19 protein-coding genes are annotated in these 15,109 nt (G+C 61.9%); 8 read left to right on the plus strand and 11 right to left on the minus strand.

Annotation, left to right across the window (positions count from 1 at the left end; translation table 11 throughout):
* Positions 1-5: 5 nt before the first annotated feature.
* The 7 genes from N2601_RS15350 to tsaD form a co-directional block, all read right to left on the minus strand.
* Complete coding sequence (locus tag N2601_RS15350; RefSeq protein ID WP_104824611.1) at positions 6-656, minus strand: class I SAM-dependent methyltransferase; 651 nt, start codon at positions 654-656, stop codon at positions 6-8.
* Positions 657-675: 19 nt separating this feature from the next.
* A complete protein-coding gene (locus N2601_RS15355; RefSeq protein WP_104824612.1) occupies positions 676-1,107 on the minus strand; it encodes an EVE domain-containing protein in 432 nt (143 codons plus the stop codon).
* Positions 1,108-1,109: 2 nt separating this feature from the next.
* Positions 1,110-1,403, minus strand: a complete 294-nt coding sequence (locus tag N2601_RS15360) for a YciI-like protein (RefSeq protein WP_104824613.1) — start codon at positions 1,401-1,403, stop codon at positions 1,110-1,112.
* Between the two features lie 67 nt (positions 1,404-1,470).
* Positions 1,471-1,905, minus strand: a complete 435-nt coding sequence (locus tag N2601_RS15365; protein ID WP_104824614.1) for a PIN domain-containing protein — start codon at positions 1,903-1,905, stop codon at positions 1,471-1,473.
* Positions 1,902-2,201, minus strand: a complete 300-nt coding sequence (locus tag N2601_RS15370) for a hypothetical protein (protein WP_104824615.1) — start codon at positions 2,199-2,201, stop codon at positions 1,902-1,904. Before N2601_RS15370 ends, N2601_RS15365 begins: the two co-directional genes overlap by 4 nt.
* 60 nt (positions 2,202-2,261) lie before the next feature.
* Positions 2,262-3,251, minus strand: a complete 990-nt coding sequence (locus N2601_RS15375; protein ID WP_104824616.1) for an NAD(P)H-dependent glycerol-3-phosphate dehydrogenase — start codon at positions 3,249-3,251, stop codon at positions 2,262-2,264.
* Positions 3,248-4,345, minus strand: a complete 1,098-nt coding sequence (tsaD, locus tag N2601_RS15380; RefSeq protein ID WP_104824617.1) for a tRNA (adenosine(37)-N6)-threonylcarbamoyltransferase complex transferase subunit TsaD — start codon at positions 4,343-4,345, stop codon at positions 3,248-3,250. Before tsaD ends, N2601_RS15375 begins: the two co-directional genes overlap by 4 nt.
* Before the next feature lie 84 nt (positions 4,346-4,429).
* Here tsaD and hemC point away from each other — a divergent pair, with 84 nt between their 5' ends.
* From hemC to N2601_RS15410, 6 genes are all read left to right on the plus strand, one after another.
* Positions 4,430-5,359 (plus strand): hydroxymethylbilane synthase, encoded by a 930-nt coding sequence (gene hemC / locus N2601_RS15385; RefSeq protein WP_104824618.1) that lies wholly within the window; start codon positions 4,430-4,432, stop codon positions 5,357-5,359.
* A gap of 6 nt (positions 5,360-5,365) precedes the next feature.
* Positions 5,366-6,097 carry a uroporphyrinogen-III synthase gene (locus N2601_RS15390; protein ID WP_104824619.1) on the plus strand — a complete coding sequence of 244 codons (732 nt, stop codon included), beginning with the start codon at positions 5,366-5,368 and terminating at the stop codon, positions 6,095-6,097.
* 79 nt (positions 6,098-6,176) lie between these two features.
* Positions 6,177-7,448, plus strand: a complete 1,272-nt coding sequence (locus N2601_RS15395; RefSeq protein ID WP_104824620.1) for a COG4223 family protein — start codon at positions 6,177-6,179, stop codon at positions 7,446-7,448.
* A gap of 13 nt (positions 7,449-7,461) precedes the next feature.
* Positions 7,462-9,066 (plus strand): heme biosynthesis protein HemY, encoded by a 1,605-nt coding sequence (locus tag N2601_RS15400; protein ID WP_260303187.1) that lies wholly within the window; start codon positions 7,462-7,464, stop codon positions 9,064-9,066.
* A gap of 12 nt (positions 9,067-9,078) precedes the next feature.
* Positions 9,079-9,564 (plus strand): tellurite resistance TerB family protein, encoded by a 486-nt coding sequence (locus N2601_RS15405; protein ID WP_104824622.1) that lies wholly within the window; start codon positions 9,079-9,081, stop codon positions 9,562-9,564.
* Positions 9,557-10,288 carry a glutamine amidotransferase gene (locus N2601_RS15410; RefSeq protein WP_104825246.1) on the plus strand — a complete coding sequence of 244 codons (732 nt, stop codon included), beginning with the start codon at positions 9,557-9,559 and terminating at the stop codon, positions 10,286-10,288. Before N2601_RS15405 ends, N2601_RS15410 begins: the two co-directional genes overlap by 8 nt.
* A 27-nt stretch (positions 10,289-10,315) precedes the next feature.
* Here the strand turns inward: N2601_RS15410 and N2601_RS15415 are convergent, their stop codons facing one another.
* Genes N2601_RS15415 through N2601_RS15425 form a run of 3 tightly spaced genes read right to left on the minus strand, consistent with a single transcriptional unit; the run spans position 10,316 to position 13,728 of the window.
* Complete coding sequence (locus tag N2601_RS15415; protein ID WP_104824623.1) at positions 10,316-11,416, minus strand: FUSC family protein; 1,101 nt, start codon at positions 11,414-11,416, stop codon at positions 10,316-10,318.
* The gene (locus N2601_RS15420) at positions 11,413-12,423 is read right to left on the minus strand and encodes an HlyD family secretion protein (protein ID WP_104824624.1); all 1,011 of its coding nucleotides are present in this window, start codon (positions 12,421-12,423) and stop codon (positions 11,413-11,415) included. The genes N2601_RS15415 and N2601_RS15420 overlap by 4 nt, the downstream gene beginning before the upstream one ends.
* Before the next feature lie 48 nt (positions 12,424-12,471).
* The gene (locus tag N2601_RS15425) at positions 12,472-13,728 is read right to left on the minus strand and encodes an MFS transporter (protein ID WP_104824625.1); all 1,257 of its coding nucleotides are present in this window, start codon (positions 13,726-13,728) and stop codon (positions 12,472-12,474) included.
* A gap of 136 nt (positions 13,729-13,864) precedes the next feature.
* Here N2601_RS15425 and N2601_RS15430 point away from each other — a divergent pair, with 136 nt between their 5' ends.
* A complete protein-coding gene (locus N2601_RS15430; RefSeq protein WP_028751312.1) occupies positions 13,865-14,158 on the plus strand; it encodes a YggT family protein in 294 nt (97 codons plus the stop codon).
* Entirely contained in the window at positions 14,155-14,469 is a 315-nt protein-coding gene (locus N2601_RS15435) for a DUF167 domain-containing protein (RefSeq protein WP_104824626.1), read from the plus strand. The genes N2601_RS15430 and N2601_RS15435 overlap by 4 nt, the downstream gene beginning before the upstream one ends.
* Here N2601_RS15435 and ppa read toward each other — a convergent pair whose 3' ends face one another.
* Positions 14,470-15,003, minus strand: coding sequence for an inorganic diphosphatase (gene ppa, locus N2601_RS15440; protein ID WP_028751314.1), 534 nt, complete (start codon positions 15,001-15,003; stop codon positions 14,470-14,472).
* Positions 15,004-15,109 lie beyond the last annotated feature (106 nt).

Consider the following 15,109-nt stretch of genomic DNA (forward strand, 5'->3'; position numbering starts at 1 on the left):
GGTCGTTAGCCGGCTAGAAATCGCCAGACCGTGGTCTTCTTGACCTCGCTATCCTCCAGCGCCCGCGTCACCGGCACCTGATAGGTCGCCTGAAGCTCCAGACGATCCTTGGGCAGGTAGGCCCTCCCCGGATCGCCGACCAGCACAAGGCGATCCTCTCCCGCGAGCTGCCGGAACCAGGGAATCAGCCGATCGGCGAAATCGCGATCATAAAAGACATCGCCGGCGAGAATGACGTCGGCATCCGTAGCTTGGTCAATGAGATTGTCGCCTGTAAAATCGAGCGCAACGCCGTTTTCCGCAGCATTCAGCCTTACCGCGGTTTCCGCCCAGGGATCGATATCGGCGGCGAGCACATGGCTTGCGCCCGCGAGCTTTGCCGCAATCGCGACGAGGCCGGAGCCGCTGGCGAAATCCAGTACCCGTTTTCCGGCGACCATGTCGGGATGATCGAGCACATAGCGCGCAAGCCCCTGCCCGCCCGCCCAGGCAAAAGCCCAGAAGGGCGGCGGCAGGCCGATCTCTTCAAGTTCTTCCTCCGTCTTCAGCCAGAGATCATGGGCTTCGCTTGCCAGATGCAGCCGGATTTCCGGCACATGCGGCGGCGCCATGAGACTGGTATTCGCACGGATGAAACTCTCCGGATCGGTCTTCAAAGCGTCCTCGAATTACGGGTCAGACGGGCGGATTGTCGAGTTCGCCCATGCGGCAGACTTCGAGATATTCCTCATCGGTCACCGGCTGCACGGAAAGCCGCATCGAGGTGACGAGCGACATCTGCGAGAGCTTCGGATTGGCTTTGATATCCTTTAGCGACACCGGTTTCGGCATGTCGCACACGGCGCGGATATCCACGCAATCCCAGCGCGGATCGTCCTTGGCGGTCGAATCGGGATGCGACAGCGCGCAGACCTCGACAATGCCGACGATCTCCAGCCCTTCGTTGGAATGATAGAAGAAGCCCTTGTCGCCGATCTGCATCGCCCGCATGTTGTTGCGGGCGAGATAGTTGCGCACTCCGGTCCATTCCGTGCCCTTCTCGCCAGCCTTCTTCTGTGCCTCCCAGGACCAGGAGGACGGCTCGGATTTATACAGCCAGTGCGCCATGTTCATACCTCCGGATTGTTGAAGACCCAGTTGAACGGCTTGATCTCTACGCTCTCGAACAGGCCAGCCTTGGTGTAGGGATCGGCATCGGCGATCGCCTTCGCCGCCTCGATCGTTTCGGCACTGACGACAACCAGGCTCCCATTCGGCTTGCCTTCGGCATCGAGGAAGGGACCCGCCATCTTCAGCGTACCCTCGGCATTGAGCTTGTTCAAATGCTCGAGATGCGCAGGGCGCGTGTCCATGCGGACATTCAAATGACCGGGCTTGTCCTTGCAGACAAAGGCAAACAGCATTGTTTCATTCTCCTATGGAAATCAGCAGATCATCAGGGGTGATGGATAAAGTCTCATCCACCGAAGGTCATCTTGTTTCTGCGCGAAGCGGATTGATAATATCGAGGCCCCAGAAATCGGCCTCATTGTGCGTGACGATGATGCATTCATTCGCGATTGCGACGGAAGCGATCAACATATCCAGCGGGTCACGCTGCCGCCCCGCTGCTCGCCCCTCCGCCATGAGTTGCGCCCATACCAAGGCCGCGTTCTCATCGAAGGAAAGAATACGTCCGGCGAAATACGCCAGTGGTCCTTGTGCACCGAGAAACCAGGTTTCGAGGTCATCGCGCATACGCCCCGCCGGCATGATCAGGATGCCGCGCTGAATCTCGGCGATCGTGGAGGCTGCGATGAAGAGATCATCGTCTATTTGGGCTTGAAGCCATCTGGCAAGATCAGGTGACGGCTCTGGTTTGATCGTGTTGCTGATAATATTGGTATCGAGCAAATAACGGGTCAAAGATCGATCTCGCGCACTTTGCCACGAACTCGTTCAAGATCGATATCCGCGCCGACGAGGGGCGAACTACGCAGCCAGGCATAAACGCCACCTTTCTTCGGCGGCTCGCCGGAGAGCGTCTGGTTCAGGACATTACGGATATATGCCGCTTCGGTCCCTCCTTCCGCCAGACGCCGCGCCACAGAACGAATGAGCGCCCGATCACTATCAAGGCCCAGCACTTCGAAACGAGCCAGGCCGCGCTCCTCGATACGTGAGCGGTAATTTTGAATTGCACGCTTCTGTGAACTGCCCATTCTGGCCTCCGCGATATTACCGGTAATATATCCAGTAATCGCGGTGCATTCAAGTTCAAGTCATTCCGTCGTGATCGGCCGGGTCATCAATTGCCCAATGGCGGTCGCTATGTCGAGCTTGCCATCGATGATGGCCGAGACCGCTTCGGTGATCGGCATGTCGACGCCCAGCTCAAGTGCCAGCCGCGCCGCGATCGAGGCGGCATAAGCGCCTTCGACGAGGTCGCCATGCGATGGATCCGCCGCCTCGCCGCGGCCGAGCGCGATGCCGAAACGCAGATTGCGGGATTGGTGGCTGGTAGCGGTCAGCACGAGGTCGCCGAGGCCGGAGAGACCGCGCACCGTTTCCGCCTTGCCGCCCTTGGCGACGACGAAGCGCGACATTTCCGCAAGGCCGCGGCTGATCAGTGCCGCGCGCGCCGAATCGCCGATGCCGCGCCCTTCGACAATGCCGCAGGCAATCGCCAATACATTCTTTAGCGCGCCGCCAAGCTGCACACCGACGCGATCGTCGGAGGCATAGAGACGGAATGTCGGCCCTGAAATCGCTTGCGCCAGCCGTTCGGCCACCGCCATATCGCCGGCGGCGATCGCCATAGCCGTCGGCAGGCCCTTGGCAATGTCGGTCGCAAAGCCCGGACCGGAGAGAACCGCAATGGTGTGATGCGGCAATTCCCGCTCCAGCATGTCGGTCAGGAGATCGCCTGAGACCTTGTCGATGCCCTTGGCGCAGGTGACGACGACGGCATCTTCCGCCAGGTAAGGCCCGTAATGGCGCGCCGCATCCGCCTGCGCCTGCGACGGCATGGCGAAAAGCACGATGCCAGCGTCCGAAATCGCGTCCGGCTCGGCCGAAAATTGCAGCGAATCCGGCAATTCTATGCCCGGCAGAGCCGTATCATGCAGACGATCATCCCTGAGATCGGCCATCAGAGCCGCCTTGCGCCCGACCAGCGTCACCTGGCTCTTGCCGGTCAAGGCGATGACGGAGGCGAGCGCCGTGCCGAAGGCGCCGGCGCCAACCACTGCGATGCGTTCACTATCGCTCATGCCTTCGCTCCTCGTTTGCCATGCCCCAAGAGAGTTTCCGCCTTCTGATCGAGCGGCCAGCGCGAGCGCGGCTGCACATCGAGGCCGTCGGGTGCCGCACCTGTCGCCATGCGCTCCAGCCCCGCCCAGGCGATCATCACCGCATTGTCGGTGCAGAGGTGCAGTGGCGGCGCGATGAAGCGGAAACCGTTGAGATCGCAAAGCTCCTGCAGCGTGCGGCGCAGCTCGAGATTGGCGGCGACACCGCCAGCGACGACCAGCGCCGGCTTGTCCGCCCTGTTTGGAAACTCCTTTTTGAAGCGCTGCAAGCCACGCCCGATCCGGTCCTTCAAGGTGCGTGAGATCGCCTTCTGGAAGGAGGCGCAGATATCGGCGATATCCCGCGCGTTCACCGGCGCGATCGCCGTCGCCGCCTGTCGCACTGCAGTCTTGAGGCCGGAAAAGGAAAAGTCCAGCCGCGTCTCGCCGACCAGCGGCCGAGGGAAGTCGAATCGGTCCGCATTGCCGTTCTGCGCCGCCGCTTCGACCGCCGGGCCGCCGGGATAGGGCAGACCGAGCAGCTTCGCCGTCTTGTCGAAGGCTTCGCCCAGCGCATCGTCGATGGTCGTGCCCCAGCGCTCATATTCGCCGACGCCGCGCACCAAAATCAGTTGCGTGTGGCCGCCGGAGACGAGCAGCATGAGATAGGGAAAGGTGAGGCCATCCGTCAGCCTTGCCGTCAATGCATGGCCCTCTAAATGATTGATGGCATAGAGCGGCTTGCCGGTCGCCCTCGAAATCGCCTTGCCGGTCATTAGCCCGACCAACAGGCCGCCGATCAGACCGGGGCCGGATGTGGCCGCGATGGCGTCGACATCGGACAGCGACACATTGGCGCGCTTCAGGGCCTCGTCGATCAACGTATCCAGCGCCTCGACATGGGCCCGCGCGGCAATTTCCGGCACGACGCCGCCATAGGCGCTATGCTCGTCCAACTGGCTCAAAACCACGTCGGAGGCAATCGTGGCCGTGCCATCTTCCCGGCGCTCGACAATGGCCGCGGCGGTTTCGTCGCAGCTTGTTTCGATGCCGAGAATGCGAAGAAAGGACGCCATGGAAGCTGTTCGTTGCCTGTTGGTCGATTGCGATGAAGCGGAAATATGGTTACGGGAACTGTCGGTAACAACGGATCAAAGCGGATGCAAACAAAACCTTTCCGGATCGGCACGCGCGGCAGCCCGCTTGCGCTGGCGCAGGCACACGAGGCCCGCGACCGCCTGATGGCGGCGCATGGCTTGCCGGAGGAGATGTTCGAGATCGTCGTTCTGAGCACCAAGGGCGACCGCATTACCGACCGTTCGCTGGCGCTGATCGGCGGCAAAGGCCTGTTCACGGAAGAGCTGGAACAGAAACTGACCAAAGGCGAGCTCGACTTTGCCGTACACTCGGCAAAGGACATGGCGACAAAGCTGCCGGAAGGGCTGGCGCTATCGGCCTATCTGCCGCGCGAGGATATCCGCGATTCCTTTATCGGCCGCACCGCGCCGAAGCTGATCGACCTGCCGCATGGCGCAACCGTCGGCTCCGCCTCGCTGCGCCGCCAGGCGCTGATCCGGCGCCTGCGCCCAGATATCAACGTCATAACCTTTCGCGGCGCCGTCGAAACGCGTCTGCGCAAGCTGGAGGAAGGCCAAGCGGACGCGACATTGTTGGCTCTCGCCGGCCTGAAACGGCTCGGCAAGGTGAATGTGATCACTGACATTCTCGACCCAGATGAATTCCCGCCGGCGCCAGCGCAAGGTGCGATCTGTATCGAAAGCCGCGTCAGCGACGACAGGACGAACGACCTGCTCGCCGCCATCAACGACGCACCGACCTTTGACACCGTTTCCTGCGAACGCGGCTTCCTGGCGGCACTGGACGGCTCCTGCCGCACGCCGATCGCCGGCTATGCCGTCTGCGAGGGCGACCATATCAGGTTCTTCGGCATGATCCTGACGCCCGATGGCCAGCAAGTGCACACCACCACCATCGAAGGTCATCGCCGGGACGCCGAGGCGCTCGGCACCAATGCCGGCCAGGCGATCCGCACTGAAGCCGGCAGCACCTTCTTCGAAGACTGGACCTGATATCCGATGCGTGTCGTCGTCACCCGTCCGGAACATTCGGGTGAACGCACCGCCCGACGGCTTGCGGAGATGGGGCATGAGGCGATCCTCTTGCCGCTGACAAAGCCCGTGCATGATGCCGAGGCGGCTCTAAAGGGGCTTGAGGAAACAAGCGGTGCCATCGCCGTCACCAGCACCGAAATCATACGTGTCTTGGAACATGTGAAGCCGTCATTGCGGTCGATTATCCATCGGCCGCTTTTTGCGGTCGGCAACGCGACCGCGCAGGCTGCCCGGGAGATCGGCTTCAAGAGTGCCGTGGGCGTGGGCGGCGGCAACGGAGCCCAGCTAGCGGAGCTGATCAGCCAGCAAAGCGCCGAATTCGGAGATTTGCCACTGCTCTATCTGGCAGGCTCCCCGCGCGCAGCCGGCTTCGAAGCGCGGTTGGCGCAGCTCGGGATCGCGTTCCGAACGGTCGAATGCTACCGCATGGAGGACGTCATGCCCGACATCGGCACGCTGGCCCGCGTCCTTGTCGATACTCCCGCGGATGCGATCCTCTTCTATTCCCGCGAGACCGCCCGCCGCTTTTTCGCCCTGCCTTTTCTGCGCGTGCACTCTGACACCCTCGCTCAAACGCGAATGCTCTGTCTCAGCGGAGCAGTTGCCGAGGTGGTGCCGGCGGCGCTGCAATCACTTGTGGAAATCGCCGCCGTGCCGGACGAAGACAGCCTTCTGGCGCTTCTGGCAGCGAAGTGAGGTCGCAATTTTGATCTAACCTCTTTCCATAATCGATCTGTCTGTCTACTTTCGCTGCAGCGCATGAAAAGAGGACCTCATGGTATCGGGAAATCCGCCAAACCATTCGAAGCCCAACGACGAGCCGATCACGATCGATCTGGAAGCTGAGGAAACCGCTCGAACCGCGGTTTCCGAGGAGATGACGGAGCGCAATCACAGCGACCCCGGCAGTTCGTCCGCCAATGAGGTGGAAATACCGCCGGAAATGGAAAAGGAACCGGTGGCGGAAGAGGCCGACGAACCGGTCGCGGAGCCTGCGGCAGAAGATCCTAAAGCCGCAACCGCGGGGGAACCGGAACCTCCCCGCTCCGATGCCGAGCAACCTTCTGCGCCCCAGCGGCAGCAAGGGGCAACGTCTGGCCTGATCGCCGCGGGCATCGTCGGCGGGCTGATCTCCCTCATCTGCGTCGGCGCCATCCAATATGCCGGCCTCCTGCCCGGCGGCCGGCCGGCAAAAGACCATTCCGCCGATATTGCCGCGCTCACAGACGAAATCGACGGGCTGAAGCAGACCGTGTCCAATCTCGCTGCCAACTCCGCCGCAACATCGGACACCACCCTTGCAGCCCGCGTCGCAGCCCTTGAGACAGCGGCCGCCAATAACACGGGCGCAAGCGGATCATCCGGTACAAGCAGCGGCGATGCGGACCAGAAGATCGCAGCGCTCAGCGCCGAAGTGGATCAATTGAAGGCGAGCCTTGCTCAGGCGACGCAAAGTCAGGCCTCATCCGACGCCGATGTCAGCAAACGCCTTGATGACGCTGAAAAGAAGCTGAACGCGCCGAGCCAGGAAAGCGCTGTCGCCCGCGCCATTGCGGCTGCGGCCCTGAAGGCGGCGATCGATCGCGGCGGTCCCTTTCAGCCTGAACTCGATACCTACGCCAATGTCGCACCTGATGACCCTGCGGTTGCCGATCTGAAGGCGTTCGCCCAGACGGGCATTCCCTCGCGCGCCGATCTCATTCGCCGTGTCTCCGATGTTGCGACGGCGATCGTCAGTTCGACGCAGCAGGACGATCCGAACCAGAGCTGGAGCGACCGGCTGCTGAGCAGCGCCAAATCCCTGGTGCAGGTGCGCCCGGTCGGCAACGTCACCGGCGATAGCGTCGAGGCCATTACCGCCCGCTTCGAGGACAAGGTGAAGAACGGCGATCTGCCCGGAGCGATCACCGAATGGAACAGCCTGCCGGACGCCGCCAAATCGGCCTCCGCCGCCTTCAAGCAATCATTGGAAGCTCGCATCCGGGTCGAAGACCTAGTCAGCGACGCGCTGTCGAAGGCGATCGCCGACACCGGAAAACAAAGCTGAGGCGGGGAAGAGAATGATCAGACTGCTTATTTTCGCCGTTCTCGTCCTGCTGCTTGGCTATGGCTTTTCCTGGCTTGCGGATCGCCCTGGCGATCTTTCCCTGGTCTGGGGTGGCGAACTCTATCAGACCAAGCTCATCGTCGCTGCCGGCATCCTGATTGCGCTGATCGCCGTCGTCATGGTGGTCTGGTGGTTTATCCGCCTCATCTGGACCTCGCCGCATTCCGTCACCCGCTATTTTCGCGCCCGCAAGCGCGACCGCGGCTATCAGGCCTTGTCCACGGGGCTGATCGCCGCCGGTGCCGGCAACGCGCTGCTTGCCCGCAAGATGGCGGCGCGCACCCGCGGTCTGATCCGCGCCGACCAGGAGCCGCTGATCAACCTGCTGGAAGCACAGGCCGCGCTAATCGAAGGCAAGCATGACGAGGCCCGCCAAAAATTCGAGCTGATGGCCAACGACCCGGAAACCCGCGAACTGGGTCTGCGCGGCCTTTATCTCGAAGCCAAACGGCTTGGCGCGCACGAGGCGGCGCGGCACTATGCCGAAAAGGCTGCCGACCAGGCGCCCTATCTGCCATGGGCAGCGCAGGCGACGCTGGAATACCGCAGCCAGGCCGGCCATTGGGACGACGCCATCAAGCTTCTCGACCAGCAGAAGATCGCCCGCGTCATCGATAAGGATACCGCCAACCGCCAGCGCGCCGTATTGCTGACCGCGCGCGCCAATGAAAAGCTCGAAGGCGATCCGTCCGGCGCCCGGGACGATGCGCTGGCTGCATTGAAGCTGTCCCCCGATTTCGTGCCGGCCGCGCTGACAGCCGCCAAGGCGTTGTTTCGCGAAGACAAGGTGCGCAAGGCCGCTTCCATTCTCGAACAGGTCTGGAAGGTGGAGCCGCATCCGGAGATCGGCAGGGCCTATGTCCGCGCCCGCAGCGGCGATTCCGTCTCCGATCGCCTGAAGCGTGCCGAACGGCTGGAAGCGACGCGCCCGAACAATGTCGAAGCGCTGCTGATCACGGCAAAGGCGGCACTCGACGCCCGCGACTTCGCCAAAGCCCGCTCCAAGGCGGAAGCCGCGGCTCGCATCGATGCCCGCGAAGGCGCCTTCCTGCTGCTGGCCGATATAGAAGAGGCCGAGACCGGAGACCAGGGGCGCATCCGCCATTGGATGGCGCAGGCATTGCGCGCGCCGCGCGATCCGGCCTGGCTCGCCGATGGTTTCGTCTCCGACAAATGGCTGCCGCTGTCGCCGATCACCGGCCGCCTCGACGCCTTCGAATGGAAGGCACCCTTCGGCCAACTCGAAGGGCCGGTGGAAGAGGGCACGACCGTCTCGGTCGATGCCGCGCTGAGGTCGCTGCCGCCGGTGCGCGAGACCGCTCCGCCCGCAACTGCTGCGACAAAACCCGCTTCACCAACAGTTGCTTCGCCGGCTGCCGGCACCTCTGTTATAGAATTGGAGCCGATCGCCAAAAAGCCGGCGCCCGTACCCGCCGCCAAAACCGAGCCGGCGAAGGAGCCGGAACCAAAGCCCTTCTTCGGCGGCGCGCCGGACGATCCGGGCGTAAAAGATCTCAAGCTTGAACCGGAACCCAAGACACGGCTGAAGCTCTTCTAAGAATGGAATCGAATGTTCGAACGCTTTCAGGAATTCTTTCAGAATCTGACCAAGGAACACCCTAAATCCGGCTTTGCTCCCGACGATCCGCGTATCGCGGTTGCGGCGCTCTGTTTCCAGGTGATGGAAGCGGACGGCAAGATCGAGGAAAGCGAGAAGAAGCGGCTTCGCAAGCTGCTGAAGAGCCAATACGGTCTCGATGGCCGTCAGCTCGACGCTCTGATCGCCGCCGGCCAGGAGGCCGAGAGCGAGGCGGTCGATTATTATCGCTTCACCTCCGATCTGAAGCGCCATCTCAACAGCGAACAGCGCCTCGAGCTTCTCGGCATCCTCTGGGACATCGTCTATGCCGATGGCGAACGCAGCGAGATGGAGGATCATGCGATCTGGCGCATTGCCGACCTCATGGGCATCTCCGACCGTGACCGCGTTGTCAAACGCCAAGAGGCAGCCGCCCGCGCCCCGGGTCACAGAAGGGAAAGTGCGGATGATGATTGAGGCGCCGCAGGGCGGTGGACATCGCCCTGTATTGATCATCCTGCACCAGGAACGCTCCAGCTCCGGCCGTGTCGGCCAGATGCTCTTGGACAAGGGTTACGATCTCGACATCCGCCGGCCGGTACTCGGTGACCGATTGCCGCCAACACTGGAGGGGCATGCCGGCGCAGTGGTCTTCGGCGGGCCGATGAGCGCCAATGATCCCGACGATTTCGTCAAGACTGAGATCAACTGGCTCGACGTGCCGCTGAAGGAAAATCGCCCCTATCTCGGCATCTGCCTCGGCGCACAGATGCTCGCCCGCCACCTCGGCGCCAAGGTGAAGGCCCGCGACGACGGCAAGACCGAAATCGGCTGGTATCCGCTGCAGCCGACGGAAAAGGGCCGGCTTTTGATGCGCCACTGGCCGCAAATGGTCTATCACTTTCACCGTGAAGGTTTCGACTTGCCGCATGGCGCCGATCTTCTGGCGACCGGCGAGACCTACCCTAACCAGGCCTATCGCTATGGCGCCAATGCCTGGGGCCTGCAATTCCACGCGGAACTCACCCGCGCCATGATGCAGCGCTGGGTCGTGCATGGCGAGCATCGCTTTTGCATGCCGAACGCCCAACAGGGTCGCGAGCATCTGGAGGGTCGCATGATCTTTGACCCCCCGCTCAGAGCCTGGCTGTCCGATTTCCTCGATCTCATTTTCGAGGGCAAGCAGGCGATGGCGGCTTGATCGGCTCACGATCATATCCCCCAAGCGTCACCCCTGCTTTTCTTCCCTCACGGATTGGGCGCCTATCGGCGGACCGAGCAACAGGTTGATAAGCACCAACAGTCCCATGGCTCCCATCATGCCGGCGATGCGATTCATGGCCGGCAGCAGACTGTCCGCGGGGCCGGTATCCTGCACGAGCGTCAGGATCAAAGCGATGGCCGCCTGCGAACCGACGCCGGCGATGCCGTACGGCCCGTTCTGAATCTGCATGGCGAGCCAGGTGCCTGCCATCAGCAGCAGAAGCCAGGGCACGAAGGACTGGCTGATCGGCAAGAATAGCACCATCGTGCCAAAACAGCCGCCCAGGATGCATCCGGCCACCCGTTGCAACATGCGCTGAGCAATCGCCGACTGGTCCTTCTCCGAGACCCCGGTGAGCGTGGGGACAGCCATGACCGCACCGATCGAAATCGCCATCTGGCTGAGGTTGGGCAATTCCAACTGCCGCCAGACCAGCGGCACGGCGGCAACCGCCATGCCTGTCCGCATGGCATGTGACAATACATGCCAGTTTCCACCCAGCAGACTATGCCAGCCGGGCGGTGGCGCCACGACCTCGCCTTCCGCAGGTGCCAGCAGCCATGTCACCAGCAAGGCCGTGGCGGTGCCGAGCACGATCTCGACGGCACGATAGAAGGCAATGGAAAGCGCCAGCGTCGGATCGTCCAACGAGCCGAGCGTGACTATCATCGCCGTGATCCCGCCAAGGAGCCAGGCATAGCCATGGGGGCTCAGCAACGCACCAAGGATGGCAAGCGTGCCGGTGGCGAAAAGAAGCAGCACCGTCGCCACGGGGTCATAGACGGCCCAAGGCACAAGGGCGAAGCTCAACACCGCGCCGACCAGCGTTCCCACGATCCTCAGCCCGCCCCTCTGCCACGATTGCGGATGGCTCGCCTGCACGCATATGAAGGCGCTGATGGCGGCCCACCAGGGATTGTTGAGCCTCAGGAGCAGAGCGAAAACGAGCGCGAGCCCGACCGCCAGCGCGGCGATATTGGCTTGCAGCAAGCGTGGACCGGAAAGGCTCAGCTCCGACAGCTCGCCGCGGATCGCATGGACGAGCTCTGCAAGAGCCCGCCTCATGGGAAGATCAGCGTGCTGGCATCCGATCCCATATAAAGGGTCAGGTCGGATGGAGGATCGACCAGCTTGAATGTTACCGGGAAGCGGCGCCTCAGCCTGATCCAATCGGTGGTGGGAGCGACATAAGGCAATATCCCATCCTCATCGGGACCTCTGCTGATGCCGCGCGAGACACCCTCGATGCGAGCGCGATAGAGGCGCCACGGGTGCGTGTCGAGCCACACCCATGCTGCTTTGCCGGGCTCAAGCTTCCTGATGTAGTTCTCCTTGTAGTTCGCGACGATGCGCCAGCCCGCCGCATCGACAATCCCGACCAGCGCCTTTCCGGCCGAGGCCGTATCGCCCACACTCAGGGAGAGATTGTTGACCGTGCCATCGACGGGCGCGCGGATCTCGGTCTGGCTGAGCTGCCATTCCGCCAAGGCCAGCGCGGCCTGCGCCTGCGCGGCAACGGCATCCTGGCTGGCGACAGACCGGGATGCCTTGTCGACCGCCTCGCGCGCCGCCGCCTGTTCCGTGGCCGCCCGCTGTTGAGCGGAAACCCCGTCGGCGGCAGTCAAGGCCACCTGCTTCTGATCAATGCCGGCCTGTTGTAATGCAGTCGTCGCCGCCGTCAGCCGATCCTGAGCCGCCTTCCGCTCATCGTCGGCAAGCTTGTGGTTCGCAGCCGCTTCCTGAACCGCTGCCTTGCGTTGATCGACGACGAGTTGGAACGGCAGCTTGTCGATGACAGCCAAAAGATCGCCGCGCCGTACCTCCCGGTCGTTGGCGATATCGACGCTCACGATGACGCCCGTCACCTGCGGCGCAACCGTCACGAAATTCGTGGTGACATAGGCATCGTCGGTATAGGCAACGAACGATGTCAAAACCTGCCAAACCGCCAAAAGCGCCAGCAGACTGGCTATGCCCACGACAAGCCGAAACGCACGCCGGCGCTCGGTTGGCACATCCGGCGGCGCAGATGGGTCTGGCTCGATCGGTTCGTTGCTCGTCGTGTTGCTCATGGCGACAACATGCGCGCGGAGTTACCAGCATGACAAGAAAATTGTGGCTCACGCCACCTGCGGCTCGCCCTCTCGGTCCGGCGCGTTCAGACTGTCGATCTTGCGTAGTTGCGGAAAGCCGGTTGCCCAGATGATCGCGACGGCCAGCGTACCGATGCCGCCGATGACGACGGCAGGGACGGCGCCGAAATAGCGCGCCATGGTGCCGGCTCGGAATTCGCCGAGCTCGTTCGACGCGCCGACAAAGACCATGTTCACGGCATTGACGCGGCCGCGCACATGATCCGGCGTCCAGAGCGTGATCAGAGTTTCGCGGACATAGACCGAGATCAGATCGGAGGCCCCCATGACGGCAAGGGCTGCGATCGATAGCCACGGCGTATGCGAAACGCCGAAAACCAGCGTTCCCACTCCAAACATTGCGACACCGATGAACATGCAAATCCCGGCCCGATGCCGGATGGGATAGGTCGCCAGAAACAGGCCCATGGCAATCGCGCCGAAGCTTGGAGCAGCGCGCAGCAGGCCGAGGCCCCAGGGACCGAGCGTTAGGATATCGCGCGCATAGACAGGCATCAGCGCCACGGCGCCGCCGAGCAGCACCGCAAAGAGATCGAGCGAGACGGCGCCAAGCACCACCTTTTCCGACCAGATAAAATGGAAACCGGCGAGGATCTCGTTCAAGCTCCTCGATTCATGTGCAACACGTTGCTGCGGTTTCGGAATGAGGAAGGTCAGCAGCGAACCGGCTGCGAAGAACAGGACGGCGACGGTATAGGAAACGCTCGGGCCGATACCGTAGAGCAGGCCGCCCGCGACGGGACCGAGAATGGCGGCCGCATCCCAGGACATAGAATTCCAGGTCACCGCGTTCGACAGATCTTCCGGCGGAATGAGATTGGGCGCCAGCGATTGCGTTGCCGGCGTCATGAAGGCGCGCTCGATACCGAAGACGGTGAGGATCAGGAAAACCGGAAGCGGCGCGAAGGTGCCGGAAACGGTGAGGAACAGCAATGCCGCGGCACAGATCGTGCCGACGAAAATGCAGATGGCCGCCACCATACGCCTGTTGTAGCGGTCGGCAACGGTGCCAGTCACTAGGATCAGAAGTAGGGAGGGAAGAAACTGCACCAGACCGATCAGGCCGAGATAGATCGGATTGCCGGTATGGTCATACATCTGCCAGCCGACGGAGACGCTGACCACCTGCGTGGCAAACGCCGTCAGAAAGCGGGCAAAGAAGAAATAGGTGTAGGCGACATGCCTGAACGCGGCAAACCGGTCTCCGCTGGAAACCAACGACATGAGATGAGGCTTTCCGGCCGGAGCTGCGCAGGAACCCTCGGCCTGTTAAACATGATTCAGCGTGCTTCAAAGCATGGGACTTGCCCGTTAAGTCGCCAATGTCTACATGTCTGTCAACCGCGAAATGGAGACGGACATGCTCGCCTTATTTCAAACCATTGATCTGGCTTTGAATCTTTATACTTGGGTGCTGATCGCCAGCGCTATTTTTTCATGGCTCTATGCATTCAATGTTATCAATTCGAGCAATCAGTTCGTCAACTCGGTCGGAAGTTTCCTCTATGCAGTCACGGAGCCGGCGCTTCGTCCGATCCGGCGCGTGCTGCCCGATCTCGGCGGCATCGACATTTCGCCGATCATCCTGCTGCTGATCATCTTCTTCTTCCGTTCCCTGATGTGGAACACGCTTTACCCGCTCGTCGGCCGGTGAGCGAAGCCTGGCAGATTTTTGCCGATCATGTGAGACTGTCCGTCCGGCTCACGCCCAATGGCGGGCGTGATGCAATCGACGGGTTCGAGACCGGCGCCGACGGCGAGGCCTATCTCAAGGCGAGGGTCTCCGCCGTGCCGGAAAAGGGCAAGGCCAACAAGGCGCTGATCGCGCTTCTCGCCAAGAGCTTCGGCATCCCCAAATCCTCGATCAGCCTCATTTCCGGCGACACCGCCCGTAAAAAAATCCTCCGGATCGATGGCGACCCGGAGGATTTGAGAGGCAAGCTGAACGCTATAGCGAAAAACTGATCACTTCGCCTTCTTGGCGCGCTCGATCGCTTCGAGAATGAGTTCGCCGGCTTCCTTCGAGCCCTTCCAGCCGTAGATCTTCACCCACTTGCCGGGCTCCAGATCCTTGTAGTGCTCGAAGAAATGCTCGATCTGCTTCACGGTAATTTCCGGCAGGTCGGTATATTCCCGGACCTTTTCGTAGCGCAGCGTCAGCTTCGGCGAAGGAACCGCGATGATCTTTTCGTCCTTGCCGGAATTGTCTTCCATCATCAGCACGCCGATCGGGCGCACGTTGATAACGCAGCCCGGAACCAGCGGACGGGTGCTGGCGATCAACACGTCGATCGGGTCGCCGTCTTCGGAGAGCGTGTGCGGAACGAAGCCGTAATTGCCCGGATAGGTCATCGGCGTGTAGAGGAAACGGTCGACAACCAGCGTGCCGGCATCCTTGTCCATTTCATACTTGATCGGATGACCGCCGACCGGAACTTCAACGATGACGTTGACGTCTTCGGGCGGGTTCTTGCCAATGGAAATCGCGTCGATGCGCATGCGTCTCCCCTAATAAGGATGGTTGCTGCAGCCAGATAATCGGAATCATGACGCAACGCAACAAGGCATTGGGACGATGCGGGATTTTAATGGATGATCGCAGCCG

This window comes from Rhizobium sp. CB3060 (assembly GCF_025200735.1).
GTDB lineage: Bacteria > Pseudomonadota > Alphaproteobacteria > Rhizobiales > Rhizobiaceae > Rhizobium.

Bases quoted from the DNA above. Each gene is read 5' to 3' on its own strand.
- N2601_RS15355 (WP_104824612.1), bottom strand. From the start codon at position 1,107: ATGGCGCACTGGCTGTATAAATCCGAGCCGTCCTCCTGGTCCTGGGAG.
- N2601_RS15360 (WP_104824613.1), bottom strand. From the start codon at position 1,403: ATGCTGTTTGCCTTTGTCTGCAAGGACAAGCCCGGTCATTTGAATGTC.
- N2601_RS15370 (WP_104824615.1), bottom strand. From the start codon at position 2,201: ATGGGCAGTTCACAGAAGCGTGCAATTCAAAATTACCGCTCACGTATC.
- N2601_RS15375 (WP_104824616.1), bottom strand. From the start codon at position 3,251: ATGAGCGATAGTGAACGCATCGCAGTGGTTGGCGCCGGCGCCTTCGGC.
- tsaD (WP_104824617.1), bottom strand. From the start codon at position 4,345: ATGGCGTCCTTTCTTCGCATTCTCGGCATCGAAACAAGCTGCGACGAA.
- hemC (WP_104824618.1), top strand. From the start codon at position 4,430: ATGCAAACAAAACCTTTCCGGATCGGCACGCGCGGCAGCCCGCTTGCG.
- N2601_RS15390 (WP_104824619.1), top strand. From the start codon at position 5,366: ATGCGTGTCGTCGTCACCCGTCCGGAACATTCGGGTGAACGCACCGCC.
- N2601_RS15395 (WP_104824620.1), top strand. From the start codon at position 6,177: ATGGTATCGGGAAATCCGCCAAACCATTCGAAGCCCAACGACGAGCCG.
- N2601_RS15400 (WP_260303187.1), top strand. From the start codon at position 7,462: ATGATCAGACTGCTTATTTTCGCCGTTCTCGTCCTGCTGCTTGGCTAT.
- N2601_RS15405 (WP_104824622.1), top strand. From the start codon at position 9,079: ATGTTCGAACGCTTTCAGGAATTCTTTCAGAATCTGACCAAGGAACAC.
- N2601_RS15410 (WP_104825246.1), top strand. From the start codon at position 9,557: ATGATTGAGGCGCCGCAGGGCGGTGGACATCGCCCTGTATTGATCATC.
- N2601_RS15415 (WP_104824623.1), bottom strand. From the start codon at position 11,416: ATGAGGCGGGCTCTTGCAGAGCTCGTCCATGCGATCCGCGGCGAGCTG.
- N2601_RS15420 (WP_104824624.1), bottom strand. From the start codon at position 12,423: ATGAGCAACACGACGAGCAACGAACCGATCGAGCCAGACCCATCTGCG.
- N2601_RS15425 (WP_104824625.1), bottom strand. From the start codon at position 13,728: ATGTCGTTGGTTTCCAGCGGAGACCGGTTTGCCGCGTTCAGGCATGTC.
- N2601_RS15430 (WP_028751312.1), top strand. From the start codon at position 13,865: ATGCTCGCCTTATTTCAAACCATTGATCTGGCTTTGAATCTTTATACT.
- ppa (WP_028751314.1), bottom strand. From the start codon at position 15,003: ATGCGCATCGACGCGATTTCCATTGGCAAGAACCCGCCCGAAGACGTC.